The sequence below is a fragment of the Streptomyces sp. NPDC085931 genome, assembly GCF_044540565.1.
Taxonomy (GTDB): Bacteria; Actinomycetota; Actinomycetes; order Streptomycetales; family Streptomycetaceae; genus Streptomyces.
Window position 1 is genome coordinate 246,492 of the sequence record NZ_JBITSK010000003.1, and the last position, 17,398, is coordinate 263,889.

The 17,398-nt window shown below is 71.7% G+C and carries 18 protein-coding genes and 1 pseudogene; 12 read left to right on the forward strand and 7 right to left on the reverse strand.

Features of this window, described 5'->3' with window-relative positions:
* Nucleotides 1-10 precede the first annotated feature (10 nt).
* Nucleotides 11-736, forward strand: a complete 726-nt coding sequence (locus tag ACIGAN_RS07190; RefSeq protein WP_399855708.1) for an NAD(P)H oxidoreductase — start codon at nucleotides 11-13, stop codon at nucleotides 734-736.
* 134 nt (nucleotides 737-870) lie between these two features.
* A complete protein-coding gene (locus ACIGAN_RS07195) occupies nucleotides 871-1,551 on the forward strand; it encodes a hypothetical protein (RefSeq protein ID WP_399855710.1) in 681 nt (226 codons plus the stop codon).
* An 18-nt stretch (nucleotides 1,552-1,569) separates the two neighbouring features.
* On the opposite strand, the pseudogene ACIGAN_RS07200 reads toward ACIGAN_RS07195, so the two are convergent.
* The 4 genes and pseudogenes from ACIGAN_RS07200 to ACIGAN_RS07215 form a co-directional block, all read right to left on the reverse strand.
* Nucleotides 1,570-1,979: pseudogene (locus ACIGAN_RS07200) on the reverse strand (VOC family protein).
* A gap of 48 nt (nucleotides 1,980-2,027) precedes the next feature.
* Entirely contained in the window at nucleotides 2,028-2,402 is a 375-nt protein-coding gene (locus ACIGAN_RS07205; protein WP_399856224.1) for a helix-turn-helix domain-containing protein, read from the reverse strand.
* Between the two features lie 185 nt (nucleotides 2,403-2,587).
* A complete protein-coding gene (locus tag ACIGAN_RS07210) occupies nucleotides 2,588-2,908 on the reverse strand; it encodes an alpha-amylase (protein ID WP_399855713.1) in 321 nt (106 codons plus the stop codon).
* Nucleotides 2,909-3,286: 378 nt separating this feature from the next.
* The gene (locus tag ACIGAN_RS07215; protein ID WP_399855715.1) at nucleotides 3,287-4,165 is read right to left on the reverse strand and encodes an SCO6745 family protein; all 879 of its coding nucleotides are present in this window, start codon (nucleotides 4,163-4,165) and stop codon (nucleotides 3,287-3,289) included.
* Nucleotides 4,166-4,346: 181 nt separating this feature from the next.
* On the opposite strand from ACIGAN_RS07215, the gene ACIGAN_RS07220 reads away from it, so the two are divergent.
* From ACIGAN_RS07220 to ACIGAN_RS07230, 3 genes are read left to right on the forward strand one after another with little or no spacing between them, the layout of a single operon-like run.
* Nucleotides 4,347-4,838 carry a DUF2975 domain-containing protein gene (locus ACIGAN_RS07220; RefSeq protein WP_365096653.1) on the forward strand — a complete coding sequence of 164 codons (492 nt, stop codon included), beginning with the start codon at nucleotides 4,347-4,349 and terminating at the stop codon, nucleotides 4,836-4,838.
* Nucleotides 4,838-5,119 (forward strand): helix-turn-helix domain-containing protein, encoded by a 282-nt coding sequence (locus ACIGAN_RS07225; protein ID WP_365741240.1) that lies wholly within the window; start codon nucleotides 4,838-4,840, stop codon nucleotides 5,117-5,119. The genes ACIGAN_RS07220 and ACIGAN_RS07225 overlap by 1 nt, the downstream gene beginning before the upstream one ends.
* Nucleotides 5,116-6,300, forward strand: a complete 1,185-nt coding sequence (locus ACIGAN_RS07230; RefSeq protein WP_399855718.1) for an FAD-dependent oxidoreductase — start codon at nucleotides 5,116-5,118, stop codon at nucleotides 6,298-6,300. Before ACIGAN_RS07225 ends, ACIGAN_RS07230 begins: the two co-directional genes overlap by 4 nt.
* 44 nt (nucleotides 6,301-6,344) lie before the next feature.
* On the opposite strand, the gene ACIGAN_RS07235 is transcribed toward ACIGAN_RS07230, so the two are convergent.
* Together ACIGAN_RS07235 and ACIGAN_RS07240 are read right to left on the reverse strand one after the other, a co-directional pair.
* Nucleotides 6,345-6,893, reverse strand: coding sequence for a nitroreductase/quinone reductase family protein (locus tag ACIGAN_RS07235; RefSeq protein WP_399855721.1), 549 nt, complete (start codon nucleotides 6,891-6,893; stop codon nucleotides 6,345-6,347).
* Nucleotides 6,890-8,404 carry a GMC oxidoreductase gene (locus ACIGAN_RS07240; RefSeq protein ID WP_399855723.1) on the reverse strand — a complete coding sequence of 505 codons (1,515 nt, stop codon included), beginning with the start codon at nucleotides 8,402-8,404 and terminating at the stop codon, nucleotides 6,890-6,892. The genes ACIGAN_RS07235 and ACIGAN_RS07240 overlap by 4 nt, the downstream gene beginning before the upstream one ends.
* 117 nt (nucleotides 8,405-8,521) lie before the next feature.
* Between ACIGAN_RS07240 and ACIGAN_RS07245 the strand changes: the two genes are divergently transcribed.
* The 4 genes from ACIGAN_RS07245 (at nucleotide 8,522) to uppS (ending at nucleotide 12,997) form a co-directional block, all read left to right on the forward strand.
* Complete coding sequence (locus ACIGAN_RS07245) at nucleotides 8,522-9,868, forward strand: cytochrome P450 (RefSeq protein WP_399856227.1); 1,347 nt, start codon at nucleotides 8,522-8,524, stop codon at nucleotides 9,866-9,868.
* Between the two features lie 56 nt (nucleotides 9,869-9,924).
* The gene (locus ACIGAN_RS07250; protein ID WP_399855724.1) at nucleotides 9,925-10,536 is read left to right on the forward strand and encodes a DUF6230 family protein; all 612 of its coding nucleotides are present in this window, start codon (nucleotides 9,925-9,927) and stop codon (nucleotides 10,534-10,536) included.
* Nucleotides 10,527-10,958, forward strand: a complete 432-nt coding sequence (locus ACIGAN_RS07255; protein ID WP_399855728.1) for a DUF6114 domain-containing protein — start codon at nucleotides 10,527-10,529, stop codon at nucleotides 10,956-10,958. Before ACIGAN_RS07250 ends, ACIGAN_RS07255 begins: the two co-directional genes overlap by 10 nt.
* Before the next feature lie 104 nt (nucleotides 10,959-11,062).
* Entirely contained in the window at nucleotides 11,063-12,997 is a 1,935-nt protein-coding gene (gene uppS, locus ACIGAN_RS07260; RefSeq protein ID WP_399855731.1) for a polyprenyl diphosphate synthase, read from the forward strand.
* Nucleotides 12,998-13,073: 76 nt separating this feature from the next.
* Here uppS and ACIGAN_RS07265 read toward each other — a convergent pair whose 3' ends face one another.
* The gene (locus ACIGAN_RS07265) at nucleotides 13,074-13,928 is read right to left on the reverse strand and encodes an SDR family NAD(P)-dependent oxidoreductase (protein WP_399855732.1); all 855 of its coding nucleotides are present in this window, start codon (nucleotides 13,926-13,928) and stop codon (nucleotides 13,074-13,076) included.
* 83 nt (nucleotides 13,929-14,011) lie between these two features.
* Here ACIGAN_RS07265 and ACIGAN_RS07270 point away from each other — a divergent pair, with 83 nt between their 5' ends.
* From ACIGAN_RS07270 to ACIGAN_RS07280, 3 genes are all read left to right on the forward strand, one after another.
* Nucleotides 14,012-14,467 (forward strand): MarR family winged helix-turn-helix transcriptional regulator, encoded by a 456-nt coding sequence (locus tag ACIGAN_RS07270; RefSeq protein WP_399855735.1) that lies wholly within the window; start codon nucleotides 14,012-14,014, stop codon nucleotides 14,465-14,467.
* Nucleotides 14,468-14,512: 45 nt separating this feature from the next.
* Nucleotides 14,513-15,361 (forward strand): GNAT family N-acetyltransferase, encoded by an 849-nt coding sequence (locus tag ACIGAN_RS07275; protein WP_399855738.1) that lies wholly within the window; start codon nucleotides 14,513-14,515, stop codon nucleotides 15,359-15,361.
* 637 nt (nucleotides 15,362-15,998) lie between these two features.
* Nucleotides 15,999-17,345, forward strand: coding sequence for a D-alanyl-D-alanine carboxypeptidase family protein (locus ACIGAN_RS07280; protein ID WP_399855740.1), 1,347 nt, complete (start codon nucleotides 15,999-16,001; stop codon nucleotides 17,343-17,345).
* Nucleotides 17,346-17,398: the final 53 nt, after the last annotated feature.

Below are 17,398 nucleotides of genomic sequence, written 5' to 3' on the forward strand. Positions count from 1 at the left end.
GCCGTCAGGGATGTACTGGACTCGTCGAACTGACCGAGACCAGCCGGGAGACACCGTGACGCAGCAGGACCTCAAGGGCAGGACTGCCCTCGTCGTCGTCGCACACCACCGCCCTGATTCCCTCACCGCGCACACGGCCCGCCGTGCCGCCGCCCGGCTCGAAGCGGCCGGCTACCGCGTCGACCTGCTCGATCTGCACGCCGAGGGGTTCGACCCCCGTATGAACGTGGCGGACCAGCCGGACTGGGGCGACAGGGAGAAGAGGTACTCCGACGAAGTGCGCGCGCACATGCGGCGCGTCCTCGACGCCGATGCCGTCGTCGCCGTGTTCCCGGTGTACTGGCAGAGCGTGCCCGCGATCCTGAAGGGCTGGATCGACCGGGTGTGGAACTACGGGTTCGCCTACGGCCGCAGCCGCCCTCGGCTCGCGGGCAAGCGGATCCTGTGGCTGGGGCTGGCCGGCGCCACTTCGGACGATCCCGTCGTGGCGGGGATGCAGGCCGTCCTCGACACCAACCTCAGCGAGAGCATCGCGTACTACTGCGGTTTCTCCCACTCCACCGTCGGTCTGCTCACCGACGCGGAGGAGCGCCCGCAGCGCATCGACGCCGCAGGGAACCTCCTGGTCGGCGAAGCGGTCGCGGGGGCCGAACGGGCCGCTCAGTACGCCGCGTTCGAGGCCCGTGCGCGGGAGTTCGTGGAGAAGTTCCTCGCGGAGGAACCCGCGGCGGCCTGACCCCGGCGGCGTGCTCGTGCTGTGTCACCAGCGGGCCGAACCCTGCCGGCGCGGGCACGAGTTGAGTGGATCTCCCTACGCAGGTGAGTACGCGCACTCACGTGGAAGCCGTGGCCGGCCCGGAGACTTGGGGCATGAGACCAAGCCCCTTTCCCGCCCGCTCGGTTGCCCGCCTCCTGCGCCGCCCACGGCCGCTGCTGGCGACAGCGACCGTCACCATGCTGGCAGTCACCGCGTGCGGCACCGAGCGGGCGGGCGCCGACAGGCCGGACAGTGGCTCCGCTCGCTCGGCGGGAGCGGAGCCCGAGGCGGCCTTCACGGAGATGCTGAGCCGGGTCGCGCAGCAGTGCCCGTCGAGCGCGTCGCCGGAGGCGCCACCGACCGGCCCCGCCCGGGCGCCGCGGACGGGGCCGGCTGACACGCTGCCGACCGGTTCGGCCGCGCCATTGCCCTCCGGTCCGGTGGAAACACCGCCGAGTGGCCCGGTCGAGCCGATCGCTCCCACGGCGGGGCCGGAGGTGGAGTTGAACGCTCGTGACTGGTGCGCGGGCATCCTCCATGAACAGCGCGTCGCGCAGGCACTCTGGTATCTGCCGCAGCCGACCCCCGCCAAGGTCAGGACGGTGCTGAACGACCTCGGTTATGTCGACGCACGCATTCACGACCTCAGGCAGTCCGGTCCGGCCACCCGGTTCCTTCTCGACCTGCGCGACCGCGGCGGACGACTCTGCCTGGACGGCTCGGCGGCCGCGAAGAGGACCGAAGTCGAAATGTGCGTGGCTCCCGCGTCCGGCCCGTTCAAGCCGGCGGAGTAGTGGAGGACAAGCGGTCGCTCACGCCTTCGGCTGTGTGAAGCGGATGCTGTTTCCGAAGGGGTCCCTGAGCCCGCAGTCGACCCCGTACGGCCGCTCGGTGGGCTCCTCGGTGAATTCGACGCCCTTGCCGCGCAGCGTCTCGTACGTCGCGCGGCAGTCGTCGGTGCTGAGGATGAGGTGGCCGCCCATGGCCCCCTTGGTGAGCAGGTCGCGGACCTGTTGCGCGATCTCCTCGGACAGGCGCGGCGGGCCGGGCCTTCGAGCAGGATCTGGCGCTCAGGGTGGCCGGGAACGCTGACGGTGAGCCAGCGCATGAAACCCAGGTCGGCGTCGGCGGCGACTTCCAGGCCGAGCTTGCCGACGTAGAAGTCGAGGGCGTCGTCCTGGTCGAGGACGTAGATCTGCGAGTGCGTGATAGCCGTGAACATGCCCATCACGCTACGGGCCGGGGCCCCGCCGTACTTATCCAGAACTGCTCAGTCTGCCGCGGGTCCTGCGGCCGGCCGCATCCAGGCCATGGTGAAGCAGGTCGGCACGTCCGAGGCGACGGCCTGCTTGCGGTACTCCCTCGGCGACCGGCCGACGATACCGCGGAACGTACGGCTGAAGGTGCCGGTGCTGCTGAAGCCGACCTCGAAGCAGATGTCGGTGACCGAGCGGTCGCTCTCGCGCAGGAGGAACATCGCCCGTTCGATGCGGCGGCGCTGCAGGTAGCGGTGCGGAGTCTCACCGAAGGTCGCATGGAACGTGCGCGCGAAGTGGGCCGGGGACACATGGGCGACGCGGGCCAGCGCCGGCACGTCCAGGGGCTGCGCGTAGGAGCGGTCCATCAGGTCCCGGGCGCGCAGCATACGGCGGTTGGTGTCGAGGGTGGTGCGCTTCACGGTGCCAGGAGATCACACGTTCGCCACGGGCGGGGAGACCGCGACCGGGCAGGTCCCGCCGGGAGCGGACAGCCGTCGACCGAGGGTGGGTCCGGCTCGTGCATCATGGCCTGGCCGATCCTCGCCTGACGCCACGCGGTCAGCGCCCGCGGTCAGGGTGTGGTGCAGAGGACGAGACGGTCGGCGTGACCGTGTGCGCCGAGGTAGCCCTCACCGACCGTCGCTCGAGCGCCCGGCGGGAGGGTGGAGCAGCGGCTCGTCGCGCCGTCCTGGTAGAGCACCGAGACGCTCCACGTATCTGCGCAGGTGTTCGCGGCGTCGGTGTACCGCCAGCTCTCGTACATCACGACGCAGGACGGGGCGGGCCCGGAAAGGCTCGGCTCCGCGGAGACCGGCCCAGCCCCTGCCAGCAGGAGACCCAGGGCTGCGACGGGTCCCAGTGTGAACGCCGGTATCGGCATCCCTCTCAGCATGGCTTCACTCCTCGGATGGCGCTGATGGTGTTCAAGTAATCGCGATTTAGGCCTTGTTGCGGCGCGAACCTAGTTCAAGAACCGAAGGTTTCAGCGCTTCGGCGAGGAGGCAAGGCAGGGAGACGGCTTCCGGACGCGGGCGTGCTTGCGAGCCCATCACGCGCACACCTGTGCAGGCCTTCTGACGCATCGTTCGCGACGCGAGTGAAACTTCAACACTTGCACGGAGGCGGGGTGATCCGTTCGGCTGCGGCCAGGCGATACGGCTGCGCCTCCCGGCCGTCTCCGTGCGGCAGTTGCAAGCACTGGCGCATGGCCATCTCCCGCCCTTTGGCCGTAAAGAGTTGGCGTAAAGAGTTGGCGTAAAGAGCCGGGGCGTCAGCCGGCGGAGGCCCATGTGGTGTCCGTCAGCCCGACCGGGTTGGCGGCCGGCACGATTCCGGAGTCCAGGACCCGTCGGGCGAGCGGTTCGAGCAGGTGGGCGAGGCGCGTGGTGGCGTCCGGGCCCAGCGCCTGCCACGGCCGGAGCGCCGCCGCGTCCGTGTCGGCTTCCATCCGCTGGTGAGCGGCCGCTCCGGCCGCTGTGAGCCGCCCCGCCTCGTCGATCCAGCCGCGCTCGCCCAACTCGGCCTGCGCCGCCCGCCATTCGGCGTCGCTCCACTGACGGATGCGTCGCTGGAACTCCGCGTCGGTCTCCCCCGTCGCGCTCTTGAGCACCAGCGCCTCGACCGGTCCCAGGTTCTGGGCCACCAGCACGGCGACATGGCCGTCGCCGCGGTGTTCGCGCAAGGTGGTCACCGCCTGCCAGAGCCGGACGTGGGGCCTGGCCGGGCGGGGCAGGGCCTGGTTGGCCGCGCCGAGCACCCGTCCGGCCGTGTCCGCGGCACAGGCGGCTTCCCACGCGAGGTCGGCGGCCTCGGCGAGTTCGGCGGACGCCAGGACCTCCGGTCCGTACAGGCCGGTCATCGCGGCGTCCACGGCCCGCTGGCGTGCCTCGATCACCTGCCGCGGGGAGGCGACGGACCAGGCGTCCGGCAGCGCCTTCGCCGCCCGGTCGGGGTGGAAGACGTAGAAGCAACCGGTGACGACCGAGGGGGGAACCGGCCCGAGGGGCGCCGCGCGCAGGGCGAAGTAGCCCGTCCAGTAGCCGCGCAGGCCGAGACCCTCCATGGCTTCGCGCACCTCGGGCGTGAAGTAGACCAGTTGGTGGACCGGCTCGAACCTCTCCCACATCACCCGTGCGACGTTGTCGATCATTACAGGTCCTCCCGGCTCGTCCTGGTCGGCTGCGGCGAACGCCGAGAGGCAGCATCCATCATGACAGCGGTCATAACAAGCCCTCGGCGTCCTCCCCCGCCTTACCGGACGCCTTGCCGCACCTATCGTTTTTCGATAAGTTCCTATCGCGTTTCGATGCGTTTCGATCGAGAGGGAAGTGATGGGGAACTTTGCGCTGCTCGCGCTGCGTGCCGTGGTCGTCGTACTGCTCGCCGGGACACTGTTCGTGCAGGCGGTGATGGTCGCGCTGCTGGCCGATGGCTCGCAGGGCGGTGTGCTGGCGGACCGGCGGGTGCCGATCGTGCTGATCGTGGTGCTGGGCATCGTGGCGGCGCAGGTGGTGCTGGTCTGCGTATGGCAGTTGGCGGCGATGGTCCGGCGCGGGACCGTGTTCTCCCACGCCGCCTTCCGCTATGTGCACGTCGTGATCGGTGCCTTCGCCGCGGCGGCGCTGCTCGTGTTCGCGCTGGGTGTCGTACTGGCCCCGGGTGAGGCGGTGGCCCCGGGCATCGTGCTCCTGCTGGGCGGGGTCTGCCTGGCGGTCCTGGGAGTCACCCTGATCGTCTGGGTGCTGCGGATGCTCCTGGGCCAGGCGGTCGCGCGCGACGTCGAGGCAGCGCGGATGCGGGCAGAGCTGGCGGAGGTGATCTGATGCCGATCGTCGTCGACATCGACGTGATGCTGGCCAGACGGAAGATGTCCGTCGGCGAGCTGGCCGAACGCGTGGGCATCACCCCCGCCAACCTGGCCGTGCTGAAGAACGGACGCGCCAAGGCCGTGCGTTTCGCCACGCTGGCCGCGCTCTGCGAGGCGCTCCAGTGCCAGCCCGGAGATCTGCTGCGCTGGGAGGCGGAGGATCCGTTGCCCGGGGCCGCACACGGAGAGCAGGTCGCGGCGGCGGACGGGGCCCCGCGGGCGGGAGGCCGACGGTGAACTCGTTCGACCTCGGCGCCCTCGGTACCGATGCCCGTACCGACGTCCTGGTCGTCGGCGCGGGACTGGCCGGCCTGCACACCGCCACGCTCCTCGCCCGGCACGGCCACGACGTGCTCCTGGTGGACCGGCGGGCCAGCCTCTCCAGCGCGATCCGCACCACGGGGATCTTCGTCCGCAAGACACTCGACGACTTCCCGCTGCCGCCCGAGCACCTCGGGCCGCCGATCCGGCGGGTGCTGCTCTACCCGCCCGATCTGCGCCGCCCGGTCAGCCTGGTCAGCGCCCGCGACGAATACCGGGTGGGCGACATGGGGCCGCTCTACGCGAGCACGGCGGCCGCGGCGACGGCCGCGGGGGTGCGGATCGCCCTGGGCACGCGCTACGCCGGCCGTCGGGGCAGGACGTTCCACCTGATCGGTCGTGACGGGCCGGCGACGATCCGGGCGCGCTTCGTCGTCGGCGCCGACGGAGCACGCTCCGGCGTGGCCCGCGACCTGGGGCTCGACCGCAACCGGCACCTGCTGGTCGGCGCCGAGGAGGTCTTCGGCCTCGCCGGGCACGACCTCGACGACGAGCCACCGACGTTCCACTGCGTGCTCGATCCGACGCTCGCCCCCGGCTATCTGGCCTGGGTGGTCAACGACGGGCAGCACGCGCATGTCGGCGTCGCCGGCTACGGCGACCGTTTCCCGGAGGGACTCCGCGGTGCCCTGCGGCGGTTCAGCGCGTCGGCGCCCGGACTGGCCGGCGTCGAGCTACCCGACACGGTCGAACGGCGTGGCGGGCCGATTCCGGTCGGTGGTGTGCTGCGCCGTATCAGCTGCGCGGACGGGATCCTGGTGGGCGACGCGGCGGGTGCGGTCTCGCCCCTCACCGCCGGTGGCCTGGATCCGTGCCTGCGGCTGTCGGAGTTCGCAGCCGAGGTCCTCGACGACGCGCTGCGCACCGGTCGGCCGGACGCGCTGTCCCCCTACGACGGAGCCGCGCTGCGGGCGCGCTTCCAGGGGCGGCTGCTGCTGCGCAGAGGGCTGGCCCAGGTCCGCACACCGGCCGTGGCGACGGCGGCGTTCGCCCTGCTGCGCACCCGTGCGGGCCGGGCCGCGGCCGGCCGCGTGCTGTTCGGCGACAAGTCCTTCCCGCTCCCCGGCCCACAGCCCGCGCCCGCCCCGTCCGGGTGAGACGCCGGGCGACCGCACCGCTCGGCCCGCCGCTCCTTCGCCCTTCACTCGGTGGGACGGGAACGTGGCGTGAGACCTCCGGCCCGCCCCGCGGCGAACTGCTGCGGCACGGCCGGCGTCGGGGTGAGGCAGAAGACGCGGATACGCCGGTCGGTGCGGGCGGCGTAGGCGTCGTAGAAGGGGACGGCCAGCAGGATGCGGCCGCGGTGTCGTTCCTTCTCGTGGTCACCGAGTTCTCGTGCCTGGACCTGCCAGGTTCGTCCGTGTGCGGTGACCGTGGCCTGCGGGCGGAGCCGGAGGTTGGTGCTCCAGGCCGGATGGTGGGGGCGGCCGAAGTTGCTGCCGACGACCAGCCAGGTTCCGTCCGCGGCCCGGTGGGCGGCCAGAGGTGTGGTACGGGGCCTGCCGGTGCGGTGCCCCGTGGTGCCCAGGACGATCGTGTTCAGGACGAGCCGACTGGGCAGCAGCCTTCCCCGGGTCAGGCGGTGCAGGAGCAGATCGACGTGCGGCAGCACGTGCGGTGCGACGCGGAGCACGGCACGGTTCGTGGCGAAGCGGGCCAAGAGCGCGCGGAGCAGGGGGAGTTCCTTCACTTCGGCCACCCCACGGGCCGGTACGGCTCTCCCTGCGCGGGGCGCTGGTCGGGCCGGCCGGCGTCGGGCCAGGCCGCGCAGGCGCGTTCGGCCATCGCGGCGATGGTCAGGGCGGGGTTGCCGCCGAGGTTGCCCGGTACGGCGGACGCGTCGGTGATGTGCAGCGTCGGGTAGCCGTGGACCCGGTGGTAGGGGTCTGCGACGCTGGTGGCGGGGTCGCCGCCGATCGGGCAGCCTCCCAGGAGATGGGCGGTGACGGGGAGGCGCAGGGCGGTGTTCCACAGGAGTGCGGCCCGGCCGTCGATGTGCCGGGCGTAGTGGCGTGCCACGGTCTCGGCCCCGGGCAGGCGTACGGGTTCGGGACGCTCGCCACCCGGCGCGAAGGTCATCCTGCCGTAGCGATAACGGCTGGTCAGATGCGAGTCGCCGAGTTCCATGGCGAACAGCACCGCCGTGCTCCGGCCGAAGTCCCGCCACGGCGAGCCCGTCGGCCGGGCGAGCAGTGCGGCCGGGTGGAAACCGGGTCCGAGCCGGCACAGCTGGACGAGCAGGTCGGGTCCCGCCGGCAGGGCCGAGCTGATCGCCACGCCGGGCCCGACGTCGAACCCTTTGGCGGAGACGACGGCGAACACCTCGCGGTTGGTGCGCGTACGGGTGCCCAGGGCGTGGGAGAGCCGGGGCAGGTGCGGCCGGGAGCGGTGCAGCAGTTCCGCGGTGCCCCAGGCGCCGGCCGCGAGGACGACCTGGTGCGCCGACAGTACGGTGCGGCGTCGTGCGATGCCTGTTCCGGTCCGCGCGTGCACGACCCAGGAGCCGTCCGGTTGCGGCAGCAGGGTGCGGGCCTGGGTGAGGGGCCGGATGTCGGCCCCGGCCCGTTCGGCGAGGTGCAGGTAGTTGTGGTCCAGGGAGTTCTTCGCCCCGGTGCGGCAGCCCAGGACACAGCGGCCGCACGTGGTGCAGGCGGTCCGGGCAGGTCCTTGACCGCCGAAGAAGGGGTCCGGGCCGGTCGTGCCGGGCGGGCCGAAGTGGATTCCCACCCGGGTGGCCCGGGGAGCGGGCAGGCCGAGCGTGGCGGCCGTCCGGCCCAGGACGAGGTCCGCGGCCGACCGGTGCGGAACACGCGTGGTGCCCAGTATCCGTTGCGCCAGCGCATAGCAGGGTGCGAGTTCCGCTGCCCACCGCACGGCGGGGTCCCAGCAGGCCGAGCGGAAGACGTGGGCGCCGGGCCGGTGGTGGACCCCGGCGTAGACGAGCGAACCGCCGCCGACCCCGACACCCGACAACGTCGCGAGCCGGCGCCGCACCCGCAGCCGCGTGATGCCGTGCCAGCCGATCCAGGGCGCCCACACCAGGCGGTGGGCCTGCCACGCGGACGAGGCGAAGTCCGCCGGGCGCCATCGCCGCCCGGCCTCGACGACGGTGACGCGGTAGCCCTTCTCCGCCAGTCGCAACGCGGCGACGCTGCCGCCGAACCCCGAGCCCACGACGAGCACGTCGCACGAGACCGACACCCAACCACCCTTTCGTCACAGCCGGTAGGTTGTCGATCTCAATCTGTATCAGGCTTCGAGAGAGGGTTTGTGGCCGTTCCCGTGTCTGCCTCCGCCGTCCCGGTCGCTCCGGGCGCCGTGCCCCTGCTGGGGCACGGCTTCGCACTCCTGCGGGATCCCCTGGGTTTCATGGGGTCTCTGCACGCCCTCGGTCCGTTGGTGCGGTTGCGGGGCCCTGTTCTCACACCCGATGTCTACGTGGTCAACTCGCCGGAACTGCTCCACCAGGTCCTGGTGACCGACGCGCGCGACTACTCGCAGGCCCGGATCACCGCGGGGATCGGCTCCCAGTTCGGCGTCAGCCTGGTGATGGACGTGGCGTTCGACGGATTGACGCTCTTCACTTCGCACATGCGGCACCGCCGTGCCGTGCAGCCGGCCTTCCATCCGCAGCGGATCACCGCCCGCACACCACAGGTCCGCCGCGCCGTGCACGATGCCTGCGCCCACTGGGCCCCCGGCTCGACGATCCGGGTCGACCGGGAGATGGCCCGCCTCGCCTACCTCGTCAACGCCCGTGCCGTGTGCGGGAACACACCGGCGCTCGACCGGGTGACGTCCGCCCTCGCCCGGATGAGTTCCCGCACCACCGCGGGCATGTACTGGCGTCTCGCCCTGCCGCAGCTCGCCCCGCTGCGGCACGTCCCCGGGACCGGCGGGTTCCGGCGCGCCCTGAACAGCCTGCGCGCCGGCGTGACAGAGTCCGTCGCCCACCACCGCAGGCACGGCGCGACGGACGACGCTGTCGTCGCACAGCTGCTGCACGCCCGCTACACCGACACCGGCGAACCGCTGGACGACCGGCAGATCATCGCCGACACCCTGTTCCTGCTCTGGTCCGCGACCCACGCCCTCAAGGACGTCCTGCCCCACGTCCTCCACGAACTCGCCCGGCATCCAGCCGTCGAGCGGCGGCTGCACGAGGAGATCGACTCGGTCCTGCAGGGCCGGCCCGTGCAGGCCGGCGACCTGCCCGCGCTCGTCTACACCCGCCAGGTCGTCAAGGAGACCCTGCGGCTGCATCCCGCTCCCTGGATGCTCGGCCGGCGCACCCTCGTCCCGGTGCGCCTGGGCGGGGCCGAACTCCCCGCCGGAACGGAACTCGCCTACTGCACGTACGCGTTGCACCGCCATCCCGATGTCCATCGCGACCCGCTGCGCTTCGACCCCGACCGCTGGCAGCCCGACCGCGTGAAGGCGCTGCCGCGCTGCGCCGACATCCCCTTCGGCGCCGGGGTGCGCAAGTGCATCGGCGAGACCTGGACGATGAGCCAGCTCCTCACCGCCGTGGCCACGATCGCCGCCCGCTGGCAGTTGCGCGCCGTGCCGGGCCACCGCTACCGCCCGCGCGCCCGCATCGTCATCTCCCCGGGCCGGCTGCCGATGACCTGCCACCCCCGAGGACGAAGGGCCGGTCACCCGTGAAGGTCAACTGTGCGTCACGGCCGTAACAGGCCGCGGGACACGGCGTTCTGATGATCGTGAGCACACACCACGATGCCGTCGGCGTATCAACTCTTCCCCCCGGAACCGGAAGACGTCGCTGGCGGCGCTTCTGGCTGCTGCTCGCACCCTCCGCGCTCGCCACCACGGCTGTGCTCGCCCTGGTCGCACAGGGAGCCGTGGCCGCCTCGGCGAGTGCGTCGGGCCGCGCCTTCAAGGTCTCCGGCGACCGGCTGTCGGGACGGGGGTTCGCCGCGCTGCCCGGCGTCAACACCGAACCCGGCGGCGCGATGCATCCGGTCGTCGTGGTGAGCGCCCAGCAGGCCGAGCTGCGCAACCTGTGTGTCAGCGTCCTGGTCCCGACTCCGCTGGGTGAGATCACGCTGCGGGTGAAGGCCGGCACCGATGAGCCGGTGCGCGCGACCGGCCTGGTCGTCCACAGCGACCAGCTCAGCGGAGACATCCGGTTCGGCGACGTCCTTGCCCAGGCCACCGGTCCGCACCGCGACAATCCCGGCGGCATGGAAGCGAGCACGGACCGTGTGGTCGTGATCGGACCGAAGTTCACCGGCTGGCGCGGAACGGCGGGCTCCTTCCACCTCAAGGACATGAGCATGCGCCTGCTGCCGGGAGAACACGAATGCTTCTGACCACGCCCCGCTCCCGCCGCCCGGGACCGGCCGCGCGGCGTCGGCTCGCCGCCTGGAGCAGCACCCGGCCGTGCGGCTCGGCCCTGCTGATCATCACCGGCGGCACCTGGATGATCGCCCTTCCGCTCCTGGGCACTCCGATGGCCCTGCTGCAACCCGGCGTGGCCGCCAGCACCGGTCTCGGCGTCAGCCTGCCGCTGGCGCTGTGCGGCCTGGTCGCGCTGCGCTTTCCCCTGCTGCACGGCGTCGCCGGAGTCGCCGCCGTCGGCCTGGCCGTGCTGGCTCTGATCACCTGCAACCTCGGCGGACTGCTGCTCGGCACCATGTTCGGTGTGCTCGGCGGCTGCCTGGCCTTCTCCTGGACCCCGCCCCCTCCGGCCTCCGCACCCCGCGCACCCACCGCCTCCGGCCCCCGAGCCTGAGGGGTCTCCGGCCGCCGCCCCTGCGAGCCGTCCCCGCCTGCCGCCCCGTCCCCGTGCGGACGCCGCAGCGTGCCCGCACACCCCCCGCATCCAAGGAGCCACCGTTGTTCTCGGTCTACCGCAAGGCCGGCATCCGCGACCGTCAGCTGATCGCCGCCTACGAGGCCTGCCGCCGGATCACCCGGCAGGCCGGCGGCACCGAATACGCCGTCTCCCAGCTGATGGTGCCCGCGCTGCGGCCCGCGATGTGGTCCCTGTACGCCTGCGGACGCGTCACCGACGACCTCGCCGACACCGGCCCGGACGATCCGGAGGACCGCGCGGCCCGGCTGAAGCAGTGGGTGGCCGACCTGGAGGAGGACCTCCGTCAGGGGACCAGCGGCGACCCGGTGCGGTGCGCCGTCGTGCACACCCTGCACCAGTGGAACCTCCCCGCCGCCGGCTGGCACCGCGTCCTGGCCGCCCATCACCAGGACATCCAGGGGCGCCGGTTCGCCACCTGGGACGAGTGGAGCAGCTACTCGCAATCGGTCAACGCCGTGTACGTCATGCAGGGCGCCCTGGTGCTCAACGGGGCAGGGATGTCCGTCCCGGTCCGGTTGGGGCATTTCGACCTGAACGGGTGGACGGACACCCTGCGCAACCTGGTGGCCGTCCAAGGCCCGGCCGCCCCCGTCCCCTACCACGTGAAAGGTGTCGAGCTGCGCACCTGGCAGTTGTGGCTCGACGCGTTCAGCCTCACCGACACCCTCGAAGACCTCGGCCAGGACGCCGCCCAACGGCGCGTCATGCTGCCGGCCGAAGCGCTCGACGAGTTCGGTGTGCGTGCCGGGGACCTCCTCGCGGGCCGGTGCACACCCGCCGTACTGACCATGGTCAGGGAACTGGCCCTGCGGGCCGAGCGCTGGTTCACCACGACGGCGCCCCTGTCGGGCGGACTGCACCCGGCTCTCAGCGTCGGTCTGCAGACGGTCACCGCGCTGTGCAAGGCCCGCCTGGACGGAATCCGCCGGGCCCGCAACCCCCTGCGGCCCGGCCGGCCGGCACTGTCCCGCCTCGCCCGGGCGCGCGTCATGCTCCCCGCCCGGACCCGGGCCGCGCTGGCGTGGAGCCTGTGCCCGGTGTCCCTCGGCCATCACGCCCCGGCCCCGGACGCACCGACGAGCGCTGCCACACCGCCGCCGGACCCCGCCCCCGGCACCAGGCCCCGGTCGTCGCCGCCCCGGCCACCCGCACCGCATCCCTCCGGGGTCCGGCCGCCACAGCTGCCGGCCGACGGCTTGCCCAGGCATGTGGCGATCATCATGGACGGCAACGGACGTTGGGCCACCGACCGGGGCCTCCCCCGCTCGGAAGGCCACCGCGCAGGCCTGGCCGACGCGCTGACGGACGTGGTTCACGGTGCCCTGGAGATCGGGCTCGGCCACCTGACGGTCTACATGCTCTCCACCGAGAACTGGAAGCGCTCCGTGGACGAACTGAACGTGCTCATGGAGTTGCTCACCGGCTCCTTCGCCGCCCCGGACGACAGGGGCCTCGCCGTCGCTTCCATGGATGTGCGCGTCCGCTGGGCCGGAGTCGCGGCGGGCGTACCGCCCGAACTCGCCGCGGCCCTGAGCGCGCTGGAACGCGAGACGCACACGCGGACCGGACTGAACCTCACGGTGTGCGTCAACTACGGCGGCCGTGCCGAACTCACGGAGGCGGCCGCGAGGTTCGCCGTGGACGCGGTCGCCGGACGCGTCACGCCGTCCCGTCTCTCCGAGCGTGCCTTCGCCCGCTACCTGCATCAGCCCGACCTGCCCGACGTGGACCTGCTGATCCGCACCGGCGGGGAGCAGCGCGTCTCCAACTTCCTGCCGTGGCAGGCCGCCTACGCCGAACTGCACTTCACCGACACTCTGTGGCCCGACTTCGACCGACGGGACCTGTGGGCGGCACTGGAGGATTACGCCCGCCGCAACCGCCGTCACGGCGGCGTCCCGCACCAGCGGACCGACATCACGGCCGTTCATGCCGAGGAGACCCGGACGACCTGACGCACGCCACACCGATGGCCGCGCCATGCGCTCCATGTGCGGGCCTTCTTCACGGGCCACTTCGTCGGAGGGACGGTCAGGGCAGCGGCAGGATGTCGTGGAGGAGGGACGAGGACTGTGTCCACAGTTCTCGCTGGATCCGCTCGTCACGCCCTGCCTCGGGACACGGCAGCGGTGCGGCGTCACGTACCGAGAAGTAGCCGCCGCTGGTCCGGGCGAAGGCCGGGTCGGTCGCCAGACGCACGATGATCCCGGCGCCCTTGCGCGGATCCCCCACTCGGAGCAGTTTCAGCACACGCTCCAGTACGGCGGAGCCCGGCAGGTCCCGCCCCAGGCCGGTGACGTTGAAGCCCGGGTCGCAGCAGTTGACCGTGACGAGCCCGGGATCCAGGCGCCGTGCCAGCTCCTGCGTCCACATGATGGTCATCAGCTTCGTCCGCCCGTACCGGGCCATGGACTCACGCCGCGTGTAGGGGGCGGTGTCGCGCAGGTCCGTCGCCGGGGTGATGCCGTCCGCCTGCCGAGCCGCCTCCGAGGCCACGTTCACGATCCGTCCGGCGCCCGACGCCAGCAGCACGCCGGTCAGCTCTTGGGTCAGCGTGAAGGGTGCGAGATGGTTCACCACCGTCATCTCCGCCAGGCCCTCGGCCGTGACGCGCTGGGAGAAGGCGTGCAGACCCGCGTTGTTGACCAGTACGTCCAGCCTGCCGTACCGCGCGGCGATCTCCCTGCCCACCCGACGGGCCTCCGCCAGCAGGGCGAGGTCGGCCAGGAAGACATCGGCCCGGACGCCGTCCGTCACCTGCTTCAGGTCCTCCAGCAACGCCGCCGCCTTGGCCTCGGAGCGCGCCACGACACCCAGCCGGTAGCCGCGCCGCGCCAGGTCGAGGGCGGTGATCCGGCCCAGTCCGGAGGTCGCACCAGTGATCACAGCAAGAGGCCGAGCCATCGCCACTCCGTTTCCACATTTCCTGAGGTACCTCACGTTCTCTGGGTGCGACCATACTCGATGCCATGAACGAGCGCGACACAGCACCGAACGGGACCGACGCGGCCGACCTGGGACTTCGATTCCTGACCGTCGCCTACCGGACGAGGAGCGCGGTCGACCAGCACATGGCCGCTGCCGGACTGTCCCTGTCCCGCACGAAACTGCTCCAGCTGCTCGCGCGCGACGGCGCCATGCACCAGGCCGAACTCGCGGAAGCACTCGGTCAGGCACCGCGCTCGGTCACGCAGACCGTCGAGGCGCTCGAACGCCTCCGTCTGGTCACCCGCACCGCCGACCCCGCCGACCGACGCCGCAAGGCGGTCTCCCTGACGGAGAAGGGACACGAGGCACTCACCGTCGCCGAGCAGGCGGGCCGACAGGCCCTACGGCATGTCTTCGACGCCTTCGGCCCCGAGCAGTTGGCCGAGCTGGACACACTGCTCGACCTGATGCGCCTGCCCGACGAGGCTTCCCGGTAATGCGGTGGCCGTGGGCTTCGGGTTCTTGCTTGGATGCTCGGCGTGATGTCTGAGGATCTTGTGGGTGATGGTGATCGTCGTGCGCTGCTGAACCTCCTCGAGCAGTACTACGACGCGGTTCCCCGCACGGGCGCCCGGGTCGAGGACTTCGGGCCGCTGACCCTGTTCGTACGCGACGGGCAGGGGTGGCCCTTCTATGCACGGCCGACCCCGGGGTGGCCCGGAGCGGTGAGTGCCGCCGATGTGCACCGGGTCCGCGCCAGACAGCGGGAGCTGGGTGTCCCGGAGAGTTTCGAGTGGGTGGCGGAGACCACGCCCGCACTGCGGGCCGCAGTCGAGGAGGCGGGGCTGGCGGTGCACGAGCACCCCCTGATGGTGCTCGACCCCGCTGGGCCGGCTCCCGCCGTGCCAGAGAGGTCCGACGGCGTCGTCGTGCGGATGCTCGGATCCGGTGATCCCCTCCTGCCGAGCGCGCTGGCCGTTCCGCAGCTGGCGTTCGCCGAGCCCGGCACCGGGGTCGGTGCGGCCGGTCCGGCGGAACTTCGCGAGGCGGTGCTCGGCGGTACCGGCGACGGATCGGTGGAACGGGTTGTGGCACGCATCGAGGCCGGGCTGACGTTCGTCGCCGCCGCGGCTGAGGGTGGACTCGCCCTGTGCGCCGGTCAGCACCAACCCGTGGGCGCGGTCACCGAGATCGTGGGAGTGGGCACCCTGCCGACCGCGCGACGCCGAGGGCTCGCGCAGGCGGTCACCGCGGTCCTGGTGGCCGATGCCCGGTCACGAGGCGCTACGACCGTCTTCCTGTCCGCGGGCAGCGACGATGTCGCCCGCATCTACGCCCGACTCGGATTCCGCTCCGTGGCGACGGCACTGATCGCCGAGCCCGCCGAGTGAGCAACTTTCGCACCTCCTCGGTCATCTCAGTACGCGACATGGTCAGACGCGGGTAAGAGGGCCGAACGATGAACGCGGTACCGGTTGATGAGACGTCCGCCCAGGAGCCGGAAGGCGAGGAGCCTTCGGACAGCGGGCGAGAGGGGCGGGCGGACAGTTCAGAGGGGGCGCCGGAGGGCGCCGGCGGCAATCCCGCCGACGCGGACGCCGAGGCCGAGGCCGAGGCCGATGCTGACGCTGACGCTGACGCTGACGGCGACAGCGACGCTGATGTTGACGCCGCGCAGGCTCCGGCTCCGGAAGCAGAGCAGGAGGAGACCGGCTCTGACACGGAGGACTCCGCGCCAGAGGGGGAGCAGGACTCCGATCCGGAGGAGGAACAGGAGTCCGCGCCGAGGGCCGACGAAGTGGTCGCGGTGACACCGACTCGGATTCCGGCGACGATGCGGACGAGACCGAGGATTCGGACTCGGATCAGAACTCGGATCAGGATTCGGACCAGGAGTCGGATCACGACCGGGACGAGGACCAGGTCGTCCCCGTCCCCGAGGTGCCCTCCGAGTCCTCCGAGTCCTCCCAGGAAGCCGCTCCCCTTCCCGCACCCGCACCCGCACCCGCACCCGCACCTTCGCCGGAAGTGCGCCGCGTCGACACGGAGCCGGAGCAGACGCGAGAAGCCCCGCTCCCCCCGCTCGACCTGCTCGCGCGCCTCACCAACACTCCCCCTCCCCCCGAGACCCCCACACGGACGCTCGTACGGCGGATCAGGATCTGGACGCCGGTCCTCCTGCTGCTCGCGGTGGTGTTCATCGGCGCACAGGCCCTGCGGCCCCTGCCGGATCCCGCACTCGGTGCTGCGCGGACCTCGTACGTGCTGCCGGGCAGTTTCGAGATTCCCTGGCCGGATCACGGGCAGGGAGCCGTGCGCATTCCCGGCAGTGGCGAGATCGCGGTGTTCGGTGAGCAGAAGCCGGTACCGACGGCCAGCGTCGCGAAGATCATGACCGCGTACGTCATCCTCAAGGAGCATCCCCTCAAGAAGGGCGAGGAGGGGCCGCGGATCACGGTGGACGCCAAGGCCGTCGAAGAGGGGAAGGCCAAGCACGAGTCCCGGATCGAGGGTCTGACCGCGGAAGCCACGTTCAGCCAGCAGGACATGCTGAAGATGCTGATGATCCCGTCCGGCAACAACGCGGCCCGGCTGCTGGCCCGTTGGGACGGCGGCGGTGACTCGACAGCGGCTTTCGTCGCCAAGATGAACGCGGCCGCCGAGGAGCTGGGCATGGACGACACCACCTACACGGACCCGAGCGGGCTGGACCCCAAAACCGTCAGCACGGCCGTCGACCAGCTGAAACTGGCCGAGGCGGTCATGAAGTCCGACGTGTTCCGGGCGATCGTCGCCATGCCGAACGCCACGATCAAGGGCCTGCCCGAGCCGTTGTACAACAACAACGACAGCCTGTTGCTGGCCGGGTTGAGCATCAAGGGCATCAAGACCGGTTCCAGCACTCCGGCGGGCGGCACACTGGTGTGGGCCGCGTACAAGACCGTCGGTTCGCGAACTCCGTTGATCCTCGGCTCGATGATGGGGCAGCGGGTCGACGGGCCCGACCCCAATGCCACGAAGAGCCTGGAGCTGGTGAAGTCCAACAGCGAGAAGGTCGTCGCGGCCGTCCGCTCGGGTCTGCGGTCGGTGACCGTCGTGTCCGAGGGCGAGGTGGTCGGGCACCTGGACAACGGCTTCGGCCGGCGCACACCGGTGATCGCCGCGAAGGACCTCACGGTCATCGGTGTGCCCGGGCAAAAGCTGAGGGCCGTCCTGACGGGCCCCGGCGGGGCGCTTCCCCGCGCCGCGAAGGCCGGGACCGAGATCGGCACGCTGACGGTGGGCAGCGGGCCGCAAGCACCGTCGGTCCCGGTGACGGTACGCCGCCAGGTCGCGGAGCCCACGTTCACCGACAGGCTGTCCCGTCTCGGCTGACGGGTTCGTACGGTGGGTGAGCCTTCACTCGACGCAACGTCGGCCTTATGCCC

Coding starts and splice junctions, on each gene's coding strand:
- ACIGAN_RS07220 (WP_365096653.1), top strand. CDS start 4,347: ATGGGGAACTTTGCGCTGCTCGCGCTGCGTGCCGTGGTCGTCGTACTG.
- ACIGAN_RS07205 (WP_399856224.1), bottom strand. CDS start 2,402: ATGCTGCGCGCCCGGGACCTGATGGACCGCTCCTACGCGCAGCCCCTG.
- ACIGAN_RS07210 (WP_399855713.1), bottom strand. CDS start 2,908: ATGCTGAGAGGGATGCCGATACCGGCGTTCACACTGGGACCCGTCGCA.
- ACIGAN_RS07270 (WP_399855735.1), top strand. CDS start 14,012: ATGAACGAGCGCGACACAGCACCGAACGGGACCGACGCGGCCGACCTG.
- ACIGAN_RS07255 (WP_399855728.1), top strand. CDS start 10,527: ATGCTTCTGACCACGCCCCGCTCCCGCCGCCCGGGACCGGCCGCGCGG.
- ACIGAN_RS07225 (WP_365741240.1), top strand. CDS start 4,838: ATGCCGATCGTCGTCGACATCGACGTGATGCTGGCCAGACGGAAGATG.
- ACIGAN_RS07215 (WP_399855715.1), bottom strand. CDS start 4,165: ATGATCGACAACGTCGCACGGGTGATGTGGGAGAGGTTCGAGCCGGTC.
- ACIGAN_RS07190 (WP_399855708.1), top strand. CDS start 11: ATGTACTGGACTCGTCGAACTGACCGAGACCAGCCGGGAGACACCGTG.
- ACIGAN_RS07275 (WP_399855738.1), top strand. CDS start 14,513: ATGTCTGAGGATCTTGTGGGTGATGGTGATCGTCGTGCGCTGCTGAAC.
- ACIGAN_RS07195 (WP_399855710.1), top strand. CDS start 871: ATGAGACCAAGCCCCTTTCCCGCCCGCTCGGTTGCCCGCCTCCTGCGC.